Genomic DNA, 13900 nt, shown 5'->3' with positions numbered 1-13900 from the left:
GCTGCTCGCATTGACATCGCGGTTCCGGCCCCTTATCACGCCGGCTCCGATGCAATTCCCGGTGTCGATAGGCCGCGCGGCAAGCGCGCCGCGGTCGGCCCCGAATTTCGACACGAGCGAGTTTGTCATGAAGATCCGCAATTCCCTGAAGTCGCTGCTCGGCCGCCACCGCGAGAACCGTCTCGTGCGCCGCAAGGGCCGCGTCTACATCATCAACAAGACCCAGAAGCGCTACAAGGCGCGCCAGGGCTGATCAGCCCGTCCGGCCTCGGCCGGTCTGTCGGTTCTTGAGCAAATGTGATCTGCCGCGCCGGCCCGGGGCCTCCCCGTGGCCGGCGCGGCTGTTGACGGCCGCCCTGTCGCGGCTGACACTTCGCCGATGATGTCTCGTGCGATGCATTCCGCTTCCGCCAGCCGCACGCTCCGTGCCGCCCGTCTCGGCCTCGCCGCCGCGCTATCCCTTGCGATGCTCGGCGGCCTCGCGCAGGCGCAGCAATTGCGCGGCGACAAGGCCATGCCGCAGCCCGGCCCTCCGGCCGCCGCCCCGTCCGATCCGGCTCCCGCGCGGCCGCGCCTGCCCCGCGACAAGCGCAGCCAGGTGGAAGGCCTGTTCGCCGCCCTCAAGGTCGCCCCCGACGATCGCAGCGCCAAGATGATCGCCGACCGGCTGGACCAGATCTTCGGCGATTCCGGCAGCCCCAGCGCCGACCTCCTGATGGCCCGCGCCGCTGCGGCGGCCGAGGCGAAGGAGACGGAGCTCGCCCTGCAGCTCCTGGATTCGGTGATCGAGATCGAGCCCGACTATATCGGCGCGCTCAGCCGCCGGGCGACCATCTTCTACCTGCGCGACGATTACGGAGCGGCCCTCGCGGACATGCGGGAGGTGCTGGCGCGCGAGCCGCGCCACTTCGCCATGCTCTACGGCCTCGCCCTCATCATGCGTGATCTCGGTGACGACAAGCGCGCGTTGCAGGCGGTGCGTCAGGCGCTGGCGGTCAATCCGCGCCTCGATGGAGCCAGCGAGCTGGAGAGCCAGCTGACCATCAAGGTCGAGGGGCGCGGAATCTGACCCGTCTCAGGGCTTCGCGCGGGGCACCGGCGGCGGCAGAGGGGCAGGGGCCTGGCTCTGCTTGGACTGGTTCGATTCCGTGAGCTGAACCGTCCAGGACTTCTGCTCCTGCGTGTCCACTTCGAAGAAGCCGGTGCGGTCGAAGCCGCGCGCGAGGCAGTCCTCGGCGCCCTTGATGGTGAATTCCTTTTCCCGCGTGCACATGTAGGCCTTGCCGGCCCACTCGCCGCCCTGGTCGTAATCCACCGCGTAAAGGTAATAGAAGCGGGCAGCGAGGTCGCCGCGCAGCAGCGTCTCGCAGCTGTTGGCCGCGACATTCCACCAGCCTTCGGTGGCCCAGGCGTCGCCTTCCTTGTAGCCGAGGGCGATGCCGACCCGGCTCTGGGTGCGGTTGCACAGCCGGAATTCGGCGGCAGCGGGGGTCGGCACGAGGGTGGCGCCGATGCCGAGCGCGAGCGTGGCGCCGACGAGGAGCGCGAGGCGTCTTGGCGAACGGCGTCTTGGCGCAGGACTTCTTGGCGCAGGACTTCTTGGCGAACGGCGGGCCTGCCGCTCCGGAGTTGGGATGCCGGACGCGCAGGGTTCGGGCATGCCGTCGAAGCGGAAGAGCGTGGCAGCGAAGGGCATGATGGGCTGTTGTGTGCCCTCTGCGCGGCGGGGCGTCAATGCCTGCCCTCCCGGTAGCCGGTGGCGGGTGGGGGAACCGCGCTGCGCGCCTTTCGCGCGCGGGGCCGGGCGACCACGATGCCGGCGAGGATCAAGGCGCCGCCCGCCGCCTGAAGCGCGGTGAGCGGCTCGTCCAATAGCAGGGCGCCGAGCACGGCGGCGGAGGCGACCTCCAGGAAGAAGACGAGGGCACCGAAGGCCGGCGGCACGGCGGCGAGGCCCACCGCCATCAGCCCCTGCCCGCCCACCTGCGAGACGAGCGCCAGCGCCACCAGCGCCGCCGCGCCGCCGGTGCTGGCCGGCCAGAGGGTCGGCTCGGCGACGAGCGCCACCATCAGCAGGAGCAGCGCGGTGGTGGCAGTGGAGACGAAGGTGATGGCCGCCGCACCGCGCGCCGCGCGCGCCCGGCTCACCGCGAGGAAATAGCCCGCGAAGAACACCGCCGTCGCCAGTCCCGCCGCGTCACCGGGCAGATGCTGCGGGTCGAACTGCCAGGATCGTCCCACGAGCGCCAGCGCGCCCGCGATGCACAGCGCGAGGCCGATAAGGCCCGCACGGGAGACCTTCTGGCGCAGCACCAGCACGGCGAAGGCGGTGATCCACAAGGGGGAGGTGGTGGCGAGCACCGTGGCATTGGCGACCGTCGTGCCGAGGATGGCGAGGTGCCAGAAGAAGAGATCTCCGGCGAAGAAGGCGCCGGCAAGCAGCGAGAGCCGGTCGGGCCGGAAGGCGCGCGCTCCCTCCGCGAGGGCGGCCCAGAGCGCCAGCGGCGGCAGGGCGAGCGCCACCCGCCAGAAGGCGCTGGCGAACGGTCCCACGTCCGCGAGCCGCACGAACAGCACGGAGGCGCCCATGGCCAGCGCCCCGATCGTCAGCACCACGGTACCCAGGGCCATACTCAGGGTGGGGGCTTTGCTCACGAAAGTGCTTCCATCAGCGATGGGCGGCCCCCTTGTGGATTGCGGACAGGGTGGAAAGCGGGGACGCATCCTTGACGCGCGCCGTTCGGCCCGCCTCTATCAGCTTTCCCTCCGGAGCCGCGACGGCTCCACCCTTTGACCCGCGCGCCGCCCCGGCATGGCCTCGACGGACGCGCGGCGGAACCCAAGGAGACCGTCCAGGTGGCGGAAGACGTGACAGATTCCCCCGCGGGCTTTGCCAAGGAACAGCTCAAGTCCTTCATCGAGCGCATCGAGCGCCTCGAGGAGGAGAAGAAGGCCATTGCCGACGACATCAAGGACGTGTTCGCCGAAGCCAAGGCCAACGGCTTCGACGTGAAGGCGCTGCGCACCATCCTGAAGATCCGCAAGGAGGATGTGGACGAGCGCAAGGAGCACGAGGCCATCGTGGATCTCTATATGCAGGCGCTCGGCATTTTCGTCTGACGGCGGCGGGCGGGAACCCCGCTCGCCTCGCTCACACGCCCTCGCTCACATGCGCGAGGTGTTGTAGGCCACCTGCGGCGCACGGAACACATAGGTCGGCAGGTCCGCCACGGCGGTGCCGGCGAAGCGGGCCTTGAGGCCGAACGAGCCATCCCGCGAGAAGGCTGTCGCCACCACCTCGCGCGGCGGCGCCATGAAGGTCGCCAGCTGCCGCATCTCCGGCACGCGCAGGTAGAGCTCGTTGGACAGGCTCGGCGACAGGAACAGGCGCCCGAAGGCGATTTCCGACAGCTTGGTGCGCTGCCGTCCGGGAGAGGGGGCGCTTGCGGCCACCGGCGCGGTCGCGACGGAGGCCGTGTGCCCGTGTGCCCCGGCCATGAAGCCGCCGGTGAGCGGCATGCGCTGATCCATCATCGAACCAGCCGAGGCGTAGCCGAGAACCGGCCCCGTCTCTCCGTCCGTTCCGCGCGTGATGACCGAGGGCAGCGGCACGGGCGCCGCGCCGAGGCTGGCGGTGCGCGTCCCGCGATCGGCCTCCGCCGGGCGCGGGAGGGGCAGCGGGGCGAGGAAGCCGTTGCGCGTCGCCTGGGCGCTGACCATGGCACCGGCGACGATCTCCGCCGGACGGGTCGGGGGAATCGGCATGGTGGTGGACGCCATGCGGACCGCGCGGGCCGGCGCGGCGGCGGGCGTCTCGCGGGGTGCGCTGTCTTCGGCGGAGGCCACCGTTGAGGAGGCCGCGGCCGGGGCTTCGCCGCCCTCGTCGTCCTCCGCATCCTTCTTGCCGAACAGGCTGGCGAAGAAGTTCTTGCTCTTGCCGCCGCTTGCGACGCCCACGCCGGGCTTGGAGCCGCGCGCCTGGAGCTCGGCCAGAGCCACGTCATACTTCGCCAGCGGGCGCCCGTCGGTGGGCACATGCACGGTCTTGCCGTCCGGGAAGACGCGGGCGAGCTGGTCGTGGCTCATGCGCGGCCAGTGGCGCACGCTGCCGGTGTCCATATGGACGAAGGGGGAGCCGGAGGTGGGATAGAAGCCGACGCCCCCACGCTGGAGCCTGAGGCCCGCGACGCGCAGATCGGTGAGGTTCACGCCGGGAATGTAGAAGTCCATCGCCTTGCCCAGCATGTGCTGGGAGAACTTCGCCACGCCGCTGGAGCGGGAGCGCAGCATGGAGTTGGTTTCCGGCGACCGGTAAGACGAGACGATCTGGATCGGCGCGGTGGCGTCCACCTCCCGGTAGACTTCCCAGACGATGTCGAACAGCTGGGGGTCCATCTGCGTCGACTTCTGGTTGCGCCAGTCACGCAGGAAATGGTTCAGCTGGGCGAGAACCGCCGGGTCGTAGCGGCCGTCCTTCTTGAAGGTGAAGCTGCCGTTTTCGCCGGAATGGGTGTGGTGCAGGGTGATGGTGCGGGTGTCGCCGTTGGCGACCGCATTCTGCAGCGAAGTGGTGCCGGCGAGGACGAGACTTCCCGCCATGGCGAGGGCCGGGAGGAACGCCTGAAAGGCGGACCGACCGCGAGGGCCGCGGCAGCGGCGCGGGGGGCGGGCGGTTGCAGGCGTGGTGCGGATGGCCAATGTCTCGAACCCGAGGCTCAGATTTCAAGGGCTTCGCGACTGTTGCCGCGAAGCGATGGAGACAGAGTCTTGTCGGGTTCGGTTAAGGGTGCGTTGACACCCGGCTCCCCCAGCGCGCCGAAGAGGGCAGCGGGCCTCGCCTTCGGTCACGGTCCCGTGAGTAGCGGCGGAGTATGGCGAAAACGTGCCAAGCCTGACCTGGGGCTGTGGCCGTGGCGCATCAGGCAAGGGGCAGTAGCGCTGACTTTTCCGACAAAATCGCGGCAGGTTGTCGCGGAACCGTGGCGGGTGGCCGAGTTAACGCATTGATAAAAAAGAAAGGCCCGCCGGAGCGGGCCTTTACGGTCGGTTGCGTTCCCAGCGCGTTCAGCGCGCGCGGGGCGCGGTCTTGGGCGTCGCGCTGTCGGCGATTCGCTGCTTGCCGTCGAGCCCGAGGAACGTCTTGGTCGCGGCGTTGATGCCGTAGAGATCCTCGCGCATCACGAGGCGCCCGGAGCCGTCCACGAAGGCATTGAAATAGACGATGTGGACCGGGAAGCGCTGCTTCAGATTGATGTAGCGCTCCGAGCCGCCGAACATCTTGGCGATGCGCTGCTCGCTCCAGGTGTCGCCCGGCAGGCCCATGTCGAAGATGACCTCGCCGAACTTGAGCGGCTCGTAAACGCGCACGCAGCCGTGGCTGTAGGCGCGGCGGTCGTTCTGGAACAGCGCCTTGGACGGCGTGTCGTGCAGGTAGACCGAGTGGTCGTTGGGGAACATGAACTTGATGCGCCCCAAAGCGTTCCGCTCGCCCGGATCCTGCCGGAACGAATAGCCGCCCGAACCGTTGCGCACCACCTGGATGCCGCGGCGGGCCAGGGCGCCGGGGTCGCTGCGCAGCAGCGGCATCATCTCGTTGCGGGCAATGCTCGGCGGGATGTTCCAGGCCGGATTGACCACGATGTACTGCATCTCGCGGGTGAGGAGCGGCGTCGGCGTTTCCGGCTTGCCCACCACCACGCGGGTTTCGTGGATCACCCGGCCGTCCTGGTTGATGCGCACCATGAACTCGGGGATGTTCACCATCACGTTCTTTTCGCCGAGGTCGCGCGGCAGCCAGCGCCAGCGCTCCATATTGGCGATGACATCGTTGCGCAGGCTGCCGCCGCCGCCGGTGGCGCCCACGTTGAGCGCGGCCAGGGTCTGCGGTCCGATGATGCCGGTGGGCTTGATCTTCGCCGACTCCTGGAACGCCTTCACCGCATCCACCAGCGTCGGATCGTAGACAAGATCGTTGCCCGGACGCTCGGTCACGCCAAGGCGGGCGCGCAGGGTGGGCATGCGCGGATCGCTGGCGCCGGGCTTCACCTGCGGGCCGGGCGGAATGGCGGGGATGGTGGGCGCGCTGCCGTTGGCCCTGGCAAGCTGCGCCTTCAGCGCCTTGTAGCCGGCATGGGGCGGGTTGAAGGCGGCGAGGGCCGCGTTGGCGTCGGGCGCATAGGCGACCTTGGTCAGGGCTGCGGTCGGGTCGGGAATGTCGCGCACCGGCGTGACCAGCGAGGAGATCCGGCCGGGATCGAAGCGGCCGGCCTGCGCATGGCGGGCATAGGTCATGGCCGCGACCGCGATCTTCAGCTCGGTGCGGGCGAGATCGGCGGCGGTGGCGCCCCGCTTGGGCAGCGGAACCTGATAATCGGAGGGATCGAGCCCGTCCTCTCCGGCCGCGTCGAGGCGGGCGATGACCGCCTTGCCGCGCACGTCGAGCCCGGTGTCGGAGACGAACACCGGCATGTTCTGGCGGGCGCCGTAGAACGCCGCCAGCGCCTCCTGCTCCTTCTTGGAGGTGGTGACGGCCTCGGGCGTGGCGATCAGCGCGGCGATGGCCTCGCCCACGGGCGCGAGCGGATCGGCGGCCACCACCGGCTGGGACACGGAGGGAGGAGTGGCGGGGGCAGGCGTCGCGGGAGCAGGCGTCGCAGTCTGGGCCGGAGCCGGCTGGGCGGGGGTCGGATTGACCTGGACCGCGGCCGGCGCGGCACCATCGCCGGCGGAATCGACGCCGCCCCGAACCGGGGACGCCACCGTCGAGGGCGCGGAAGCGCGGGGCGTGACTGCGGGCGCGTAAGCCGGTGCGGCGGCGGGCGGCAGGGGCGTGGTGAGCGGGGCGGCGGAATTGCCGGCACCATCGATGCCGCCCGTGGCGCGGGCGGACGAGGGTGCGGCATCACCGGGGCCGACGTCACCCGTGCCCATGCCCGCATTGGCGGTCACGGGAACGCCGTTCGGCGAGGCGACCGCCGGAGCGATGCCGAGGGAGAGCCCCACCAGGCCAGCGCTCATCAGCCGGCACAACGTGCCCGCGACGCTAACCTCACGCTGTGCGATGCCCATGATGCTCTCCTCGCCTCCACTTCTTGTGTTGGTGCCGTGCCGGACGGCGCCAATCAACTCACAAGCTTGGGCGAATGCCGGGTTTGTGGTGCCTTGTCACTCGGCAGCAACAAATTGCGCCGCTGACGGTTCCAGTTGGTGGTTGGTCTCTACCTCTGCGCCGTCGAGCTCCGCGAGCTTGCGGTAAAGCGTCGAGCGGCCGATGCCGAGGCGCCGCGCCACCTCCGCCATTCGCCCGCCGTAGAGATGGCAAGCGAAACGGATGGCTTCCGCCTCGATCTGGTCCAGCCTGCGGGCATGGCCGGACGCATCCAGATGGGCAAAGGTGGCGCCGATGGCCGCATCCGCAGCACCGGCGGCGCGCGCCTGGGCCGCGTGGGACGGAAACGCGATCACATTATCCGGAGTTGCGACCGCACCCGCCTGCCGGACCACCGGGCGGCTCCCGCCTGAGGCCCGGCCGAGGGCGATGGCATTGGTGAGCGCCACTTCCAGGCGCAGCGCGCCGGCCGGCTTCACCACGAAATCGCGGGCGCCCGCCCGGATGGCGCCGCCGGCGGCGTCCAGGCCGGCGGAGGTCACCTGAACGACGACAGGGGTCTCGTCCCCCGCCGCCGTCAGGGCGGAGAGGACGCCCATGCCATCAAGCCCGGGCAGCACCAGATCGAGCAGCACCGCGTCGAATCGCTCCGCCGCAAGCAGGGCAAGGGCCGTGTCGCCGTCTTGCGCGACGGTGCAGCGGTAACCCATTCGGGTGAGCGCCTGTTCGAGGCGGCGCGCCTCTTCGGAATCGTCTTCGACGATGAGGAGGGAAGAAGACATGGAGTGGCGGGCGACTCGGTACGGGGGATTCGTCCCCGACATTGGGCGGTGATGGTTAAGAACCCCTGACCCAAGTTCAGCCCATTCCGACGCCGGCCGCTGGCGCCCGCTTCGACCCGGCTTGCGGCGCGGAGCCATTGCGGCGATTTTGTCCGCCACGATCGAAGCAAGGAGCGGTGTGACCGAAATGGACCGCGCCGCCGTTTCCGGAGGTTCCATGCCGCACAGTCTCCCGCACGCCATTGCCCGCATTTCGGCGATGCCCGTTCGTTCGCACGATTTCGAAAGCGCCTTTGCCGCCGCCCGTCACGCCGCCCAGACCGCCGCAGCCACCGCCTCCGCCACCGAGACGCTGCCGGAATGGAACCTCACCGACCTTTATGCCGGGATGGACGCGCCGGAGCTGGCCGCCGACATCACCAAGGCCGATGCCGAGTGCAAGGCCTTCGAGGCCGCCTACAAGGGCAAGCTCTCCGATATCCTCACAGCGCCCGGTGCCGGCGCGGCGCTTGCCGAGGCGGTGAGGCGGTATGAGGCGGTGGACGACCTCCTCGGCCGCATCGCCTCCTATGGCAGCCTGGTCTATGCCGGCGACACCTCGGACCCGGCCCGCGCCAAATTCTACGGCGACATCCAGGAGCGGCTGACCGATTCGTCCACCCATCTCCTGTTCTTCACGCTGGAGCTGAACCGCCTCGACGACGCGGCACTGGAAGCCGCCATGGCCGATCCGGCGCTCGGCCACTACCGGCCGTGGATCGAGGATCTGAGGAAGGACAAGCCCTATCAGCTCGACGACAAGATCGAGCAGCTGTTCCACGAGAAGTCGAGCCCCTCGCGCAGCGCCTGGAGCCGGCTGTTCGACGAGACGATCTCCTCCCTGCGCTTCAACGTGGACGGGCAGGAACTGGCCATCGAGCCCACGCTGAACCTCATGCAGGACACCAAGGAGGAGGTACGCCGCACCGCCGGCCTCGCCCTTGCGGATACGTTCTCCAAGAACCTGCGCCTGTTCACGCTCATCACCAACACGCTGGCGAAGGACAAGGAGATTTCCGACCGCTGGCGCGGCTTCCCCGATGTCGCCTCCTCCCGCCACCTCGCCAACCGGGTGGAGAAGGAGGTGGTGGACGCCATGGTCTCCTCCATCCGCGAGGCCTATCCGCGCCTGTCGCACCGTTATTACGCGCTGAAGGCCCGCTGGTTCGGTAAGGAGCGGCTGGAGTTCTGGGACCGCAATGCGCCCTTGCCCAAGGTGGAAAGCCGCGACATCGGCTGGGGCGAGGCCAAGGACACGGTGCTCACCGCCTACGGCAACTTCTCGCCGAAGATGGCCGACATCGCCCGCACCTTCTTCGACAAGTCCTGGATCGACGCGCCGGTCCGCCCCGGCAAGTCACCCGGCGCCTTCGCCCATCCCACCGTGCCGTCGGCGCACCCCTATGTGCTGCTCAACTACCAGGGCAAGCCGCGGGATGTGATGACGCTCGCCCATGAGCTGGGCCACGGCGTCCACCAGGTGCTCGCCGCCCGGCAGGGCGCGCTCATGGCGCCGACCCCGCTGACGCTGGCGGAGACCGCCTCCGTGTTCGGCGAGATGCTGACCTTCCGCAAGCTGCTCGACTCGGCGGAAAATCCCAGGACCCGCAAGATCATGCTCGCCCAGAAGGTGGAGGACATGATCAATACGGTGGTCCGCCAGACCGCCTTCTATACCTTCGAGCGCAACGTCCATTCCGAGCGCCGGCAGGGCGAGCTGACCTCCGAGAAGATCGGCGAGATCTGGATGGGTGTGCAGAGCGAGAGCCTCGGCCCGGCCATCCACCTCGGCGCGGGCTACGAGACTTTCTGGACCTACATTCCGCACTTCATCCACTCCCCCTTCTACGTCTACGCCTATGCCTTCGGCGACTGCCTCGTGAACTCGCTCTATGCGGTGTACGAGAAGGCGTCCGACGGCTTTGCGGAACGGTATCTGGAGATGCTCGCGGCGGGCGGCACCAAGCACCATGCGGAGCTGCTCGCGCCCTTCGGTCTCGACGCGCGCGACCCGGCCTTCTGGCAGACCGGCCTCAACCTCATCGACCGGATGATCACCGAGCTGGAGAGCATGGAGGGCTGAGGGCGCGCGAGCCCGAACAGCCGCCCGGGATCGGCTTGGGCTTTACCGATCCTCAACCCTGTTCGTTGAGGATCGGTTCATGATGCCCCGGTCGGTCCTGATCTTCCTGACGCTGGCTGCGGCCCTTGTGGCCGCGGCGCCGTGGCTTCGCGTTCCCGCGGCCATCGCCCAGCCGGGCGCGCCCGCCCCGGCTGTTCCGCTGCCGCCGCCGGTCAACCGCTCCGGCATCGACACGGACGCCCTGAGGGCCGACGTGAAAGGCTCCGAGGAGGCGCAGCGCCAGCTGCGCGAGGATCTCGAGGCCGCCAAGGGCGATCGCGGCCGTCTCAACCAGATGCTGCTCGACACCGCCGCCCGCACCCGCGCGGTGGAGCAGCAGCTCATCGACGTGGAAGGCCGCATCGCCCAGCTGGATCGTTCCGCCGCAGATCTCAACACCTCGCTGGGCAAACGCCGGGGCGTCCTCGCCCAGGTGCTGGCCGCGCTGCTGCGCATGGGGCGGGAGCCGCCCCCCGCCATCCTCATGCGCCCGGACGATGCGCTGGATGCGGTGCGCTCGGCCATCCTGCTCGGCGCGCTTCTGCCGGAATTGCGGGTGGAGGCGGAGACGCTGGCCTCCGATCTTTCCGAATTGTCACGGGTGCGCACCGAGCTCGCCGCCGCCCGCGACCGCCTCACCACCCTGCGCGCCGACCTCGACGAGGACAGCCGCCGCCTCGCTGCGCTGGTGGGCGAGCGCCAGAAGCGGCAGGCGGAGGAGCATCCGGTCGCGTCCAGCGACAAGGCGCAGGCCGAAAGCGTCGCCAAGGCCACTGGCGATGTGCACGATCTCGTGACGAGACTTGAGAATGAGGTGGCCCCTTCCGCGAGGGCTGCCGACGCCGCGCAGGCGGTGACGCGCCCCCAGGAAGCCGGGCGGCCTGACCTTGCCGCGCTGAAAGATCCGGCGCGCCTGACGCCGGCCATCGCTTTCCCGCAGGCCAAAGGCTTGTTGCCTCTTCCGGTCGCCGGCGTGACGGTGCGGACCTTCGGCGCGGCGGATGGGGTGGGAGGTAGCGAGAAGGGCATGACCATCGCCACCCGGGCCGGCGCCCCGGTGAGCGCCCCGGCGGACGGCTGGGTGGTCTATGCCGGCCCCTTCCGCAGCTATGGCCAACTCTTGATTATCAACGCGGGCGGTGGCTACCATATTCTGATGGCAGGCATGGAACGGATCACCGTGGACCTCGGCCAGTTCGTCCTCGCGGGCGAGCCGGTGGGGGTCATGGGGGGCCTGTCCCGCACCGTGGGGGGCACGGTGCAGCGCGGTCCGGGGGGTAGCGGCGCATCCGCCCAGAACGGCTCACCGTCGCCGGGAACGGCCACGGGACAGCCCCAATTGTATGTCGAGTTCCGAAAAGACGGGTCCTCGATCGATCCCACGCCTTGGTGGGCGGCAACGGACATTCAGAAGGTACGTGGATAATGCGTCGGACGTCTCTCTTTCTTCTTGGCGTGGCGGCTGGCGCCCTCGTGGCGGTTGCAGCGGTCCAGCCACGGCTCATCCTCGGGACCGCGGCCGAGGCCGCGTCGTCGGATACCTACAAGCAGCTCAACCTGTTCGGCGACGTGTTCGAGCGCGTGCGCGCCGACTATGTCGAGAAGCCCGATGACGCCAAGCTGATCGAGGCGGCCATTAACGGCATGCTCCAGTCGCTGGACCCGCACTCCTCCTACATGGACGCGAAGAACCACCGCGACATGCAGGTGCAGACGCGCGGCGAGTTCGGCGGCCTCGGCATCGAGGTCATCATGGAAGACGGCCTGGTGAAGGTCGTCACCCCCATGGAGGGTACCCCCGCCGCCAAGGCCGGCGTGCTGTCCGGCGACCTCATCGCCAAGCTCGACGGCGACCAGGTTCAGGGCATGACCCTGAACGAGGCGGTGGACAAGATGCGCGGGCCGGTGAACACGCCCATCACCCTCACCATCCTGCGCAAGGGCACCGAGAAGCCCATCGAAGTGAAGCTGGTGCGCGACACCATCAAGCTGCAGACGGTGCGCTCGCGCGTGGAGGCGGATGACATCGCCTACATCCGCATCAACTCCTTCACCAACGAGCAGACCTTCGAGACCCTGAAGAAGGCCATCGACGACCTGACCGCGAAGATCGGCCCGGACAAGATCAAGGGCTACATCATCGACCTGCGCAACAACCCCGGCGGCCTGCTTGACCAGGCGGTGGCGGTGTCCGACGCCTTCCTCGATCGCGGCGAGATCGTCTCCACCCGTGGCCGCAACCCGGAAGAGACGCAGCGCTTCAACGCCCGTGGCGGCGACCTCACCAAGGGCAAGCCGGTGATCGTGATGGTGAACGGCGGATCGGCCTCGGCCTCCGAGATCGTCGCCGGCGCCCTGCAGGACCACAAGCGCGCGACCGTCCTGGGCTCGCGCACCTTCGGCAAGGCCTCGGTGCAGACCATCATCCCACTCGGCCAGCAGGGCGCGCTGCGGCTGACGACGGCGCGCTACTACACCCCGTCGGGCCGCTCCATCCAGGCCAAGGGCATCGAGCCGGACATCGTGCTGGTGCAGGACCTGCCGGACGAGATGAAGCAGAAGCTGGGCGTGACCACGGATTCCACGCGTGGCGAAGCCTCGCTGAAGGGCCACCTGAAGAATGGCGAAGACGAGCAGACCGGCTCGCCCTCCTACGTCCCGCCGGATCCGAAGGACGACACCCAGCTGAAGCTCGCCGTCGAGCTGATGAAGGGCACCGTGAAGAACGCCGCCTTCCCGGCGACGCCCAACAAGTCCTCGCAGGCCAACTGACCCGAGCAGATGCCGAACGGCGCACCGTTCGGCATCTGCTTAGACTTTAGGCAAGTGCCCCGTCCGAATGCTCGGGCGGGGCATTTTGCGTTGTTGGGTTCGGCCTGGAAGGCCTTGCCCGCAAGGGTTGGTCCGCCCGCGCCTGTGCGCGGCGGTATTTGGGGCACGCTGGCATATCCCTTGCTCCGTTGGGCTGATGGCGCTTAACGCGCCGCCCAAGGAGTTTCGGTCCCGCCATGCAGGCCACCCGCAGATCTTTCCTCTCCCGGACCCTGGCCGCAGCCGCTCTCGGCGGCGCGCTGACCCTCGGCCTTGCCGCCGCCCCCGCCCAGGCGGAAGCGCTCGATGACATCCTCAAGGCCGGGGTCATCAAGATCGCCGTCCCGCAGGACTTTCCCCCGTTCGGCTCGGTGGGCACCGACCTCAAGCCCCTGGGCTATGACATCGACGTGGCCAACCTCATCGCCAAGGGCCTGGGCGTGAAGGCGGAGCTGGTGCCGGTGACGAGCGCCAACCGCATCCCCTACCTGCAGACCAAGAAGGTCGATCTCGTCATCTCCAGCCTCGGCAAGAACCCCGACCGCGAGAAGGTGATCGACTTCTCGGTGGCCTACGCCCCCTTCTTCAACGGCATCTTCGGCCCGGCCGACGTGAAGGTGGAGAAGGTGGAGGACATCGCCGGCATGACGGTGGGCGTCACCCGCGGCTCGGTGGAAGACCTGGAACTGACCAAGGTCGCCCCGCCCACCGCCGACATCAAGCGCTACGAGGACAACAATTCCACCATCTCGGCCTTCCTTTCGGGCCAGGTGAAGGTGGTGGCGACCGGCAATGTGGTGGCTGCCGCCATCCTTGCCCGCAATCCACCGAAGAAGCCCACCGTGAAGGTGCTCATCAAGAACTCGCCCTGCTTCGTCGGCCTGAACAAGGACGAGCCGAAGCTGCTGGAGAAGGTCAACGCCATCCTCACCGCCGCCAAGGCGGACGGCGCGCTGGAGAAGATCTCCGAGAAGTGGCTCGGCGCCCCGCTGCCGAAGGACCTCTGAGGACATCGCTCCCCGCTCGTGACCGGGCGGG

Annotated in this window: 12 protein-coding genes; 7 read left to right on the top strand and 5 right to left on the bottom strand. The window is 68.9% G+C overall.

What is annotated here, in order from left to right:
- Nucleotides 1–127 precede the first annotated feature (127 nt).
- The gene (ykgO, locus tag J2126_RS10795; protein ID WP_024276737.1) at nt 128–253 is read left to right on the top strand and encodes a type B 50S ribosomal protein L36; all 126 of its coding nucleotides are present in this window, start codon (nt 128–130) and stop codon (nt 251–253) included.
- Nucleotides 254–394: 141 nt separating this feature from the next.
- The gene (locus tag J2126_RS10790) at nt 395–1069 is read left to right on the top strand and encodes a hypothetical protein (RefSeq protein ID WP_209486669.1); all 675 of its coding nucleotides are present in this window, start codon (nt 395–397) and stop codon (nt 1067–1069) included.
- A 6-nt stretch (nt 1070–1075) separates the two neighbouring features.
- Here the strand turns inward: J2126_RS10790 and J2126_RS10785 are convergent, their stop codons facing one another.
- Nucleotides 1076–1696, bottom strand: a complete 621-nt coding sequence (locus J2126_RS10785; RefSeq protein WP_245327273.1) for a DUF1036 domain-containing protein — start codon at nt 1694–1696, stop codon at nt 1076–1078.
- Between the two features lie 35 nt (nt 1697–1731).
- Complete coding sequence (locus J2126_RS10780) at nt 1732–2655, bottom strand: DMT family transporter (RefSeq protein ID WP_348634278.1); 924 nt, start codon at nt 2653–2655, stop codon at nt 1732–1734.
- Nucleotides 2656–2868: 213 nt separating this feature from the next.
- Between J2126_RS10780 and J2126_RS10775 the strand changes: the two genes are divergently transcribed.
- Complete coding sequence (locus tag J2126_RS10775) at nt 2869–3120, top strand: DUF2312 domain-containing protein (protein ID WP_394030185.1); 252 nt, start codon at nt 2869–2871, stop codon at nt 3118–3120.
- A gap of 45 nt (nt 3121–3165) precedes the next feature.
- On the opposite strand, the gene J2126_RS10770 is transcribed toward J2126_RS10775, so the two are convergent.
- The 3 genes from J2126_RS10770 to J2126_RS10760 all read right to left on the bottom strand — a co-directional run bounded on the left by J2126_RS10770 (nt 3166) and on the right by J2126_RS10760 (nt 7890).
- Nucleotides 3166–4599 (bottom strand): DUF882 domain-containing protein, encoded by a 1434-nt coding sequence (locus tag J2126_RS10770; RefSeq protein WP_209486665.1) that lies wholly within the window; start codon nt 4597–4599, stop codon nt 3166–3168.
- A gap of 465 nt (nt 4600–5064) precedes the next feature.
- Entirely contained in the window at nt 5065–7068 is a 2004-nt protein-coding gene (locus tag J2126_RS10765; RefSeq protein ID WP_209486663.1) for a L,D-transpeptidase family protein, read from the bottom strand.
- Between the two features lie 96 nt (nt 7069–7164).
- A complete protein-coding gene (locus J2126_RS10760) occupies nt 7165–7890 on the bottom strand; it encodes a response regulator (RefSeq protein ID WP_245327272.1) in 726 nt (241 codons plus the stop codon).
- A 259-nt stretch (nt 7891–8149) separates the two neighbouring features.
- On the opposite strand from J2126_RS10760, the gene J2126_RS10755 reads away from it, so the two are divergent.
- From J2126_RS10755 to J2126_RS10740, 4 genes are all read left to right on the top strand, one after another.
- Entirely contained in the window at nt 8150–10012 is a 1863-nt protein-coding gene (locus tag J2126_RS10755; RefSeq protein WP_209490041.1) for a M3 family oligoendopeptidase, read from the top strand.
- A gap of 79 nt (nt 10013–10091) precedes the next feature.
- Nucleotides 10092–11477 carry a murein hydrolase activator EnvC family protein gene (locus J2126_RS10750; protein ID WP_245327270.1) on the top strand — a complete coding sequence of 462 codons (1386 nt, stop codon included), beginning with the start codon at nt 10092–10094 and terminating at the stop codon, nt 11475–11477.
- The gene (locus J2126_RS10745) at nt 11474–12823 is read left to right on the top strand and encodes a S41 family peptidase (protein ID WP_209490039.1); all 1350 of its coding nucleotides are present in this window, start codon (nt 11474–11476) and stop codon (nt 12821–12823) included. Before J2126_RS10750 ends, J2126_RS10745 begins: the two co-directional genes overlap by 4 nt.
- 236 nt (nt 12824–13059) lie before the next feature.
- Nucleotides 13060–13869, top strand: coding sequence for a transporter substrate-binding domain-containing protein (locus J2126_RS10740; protein ID WP_209486659.1), 810 nt, complete (start codon nt 13060–13062; stop codon nt 13867–13869).
- Nucleotides 13870–13900 lie beyond the last annotated feature (31 nt).

The sequence above is a fragment of the Xanthobacter flavus genome, assembly GCF_017875275.1.
GTDB classification, from domain to species: domain Bacteria; phylum Pseudomonadota; class Alphaproteobacteria; order Rhizobiales; family Xanthobacteraceae; genus Xanthobacter; species Xanthobacter flavus_A.
The sequence above is the reverse complement of the archived record's forward strand: the minus strand, read 5'-3'. Positions and strand labels throughout refer to the sequence as shown.

Bases quoted from the DNA above. Each gene is read 5' to 3' on its own strand.
- J2126_RS10770 (WP_209486665.1), bottom strand. From the start codon at position 4,599: ATGGCGGGAAGTCTCGTCCTCGCCGGCACCACTTCGCTGCAGAATGCG.
- J2126_RS10790 (WP_209486669.1), top strand. From the start codon at position 395: ATGCATTCCGCTTCCGCCAGCCGCACGCTCCGTGCCGCCCGTCTCGGC.
- J2126_RS10750 (WP_245327270.1), top strand. From the start codon at position 10,092: ATGATGCCCCGGTCGGTCCTGATCTTCCTGACGCTGGCTGCGGCCCTT.
- J2126_RS10765 (WP_209486663.1), bottom strand. From the start codon at position 7,068: ATGGGCATCGCACAGCGTGAGGTTAGCGTCGCGGGCACGTTGTGCCGG.
- J2126_RS10755 (WP_209490041.1), top strand. From the start codon at position 8,150: ATGCCCGTTCGTTCGCACGATTTCGAAAGCGCCTTTGCCGCCGCCCGT.
- J2126_RS10740 (WP_209486659.1), top strand. From the start codon at position 13,060: ATGCAGGCCACCCGCAGATCTTTCCTCTCCCGGACCCTGGCCGCAGCC.
- J2126_RS10785 (WP_245327273.1), bottom strand. From the start codon at position 1,696: ATGCCCTTCGCTGCCACGCTCTTCCGCTTCGACGGCATGCCCGAACCC.
- J2126_RS10760 (WP_245327272.1), bottom strand. From the start codon at position 7,890: ATGTCTTCTTCCCTCCTCATCGTCGAAGACGATTCCGAAGAGGCGCGC.
- ykgO (WP_024276737.1), top strand. From the start codon at position 128: ATGAAGATCCGCAATTCCCTGAAGTCGCTGCTCGGCCGCCACCGCGAG.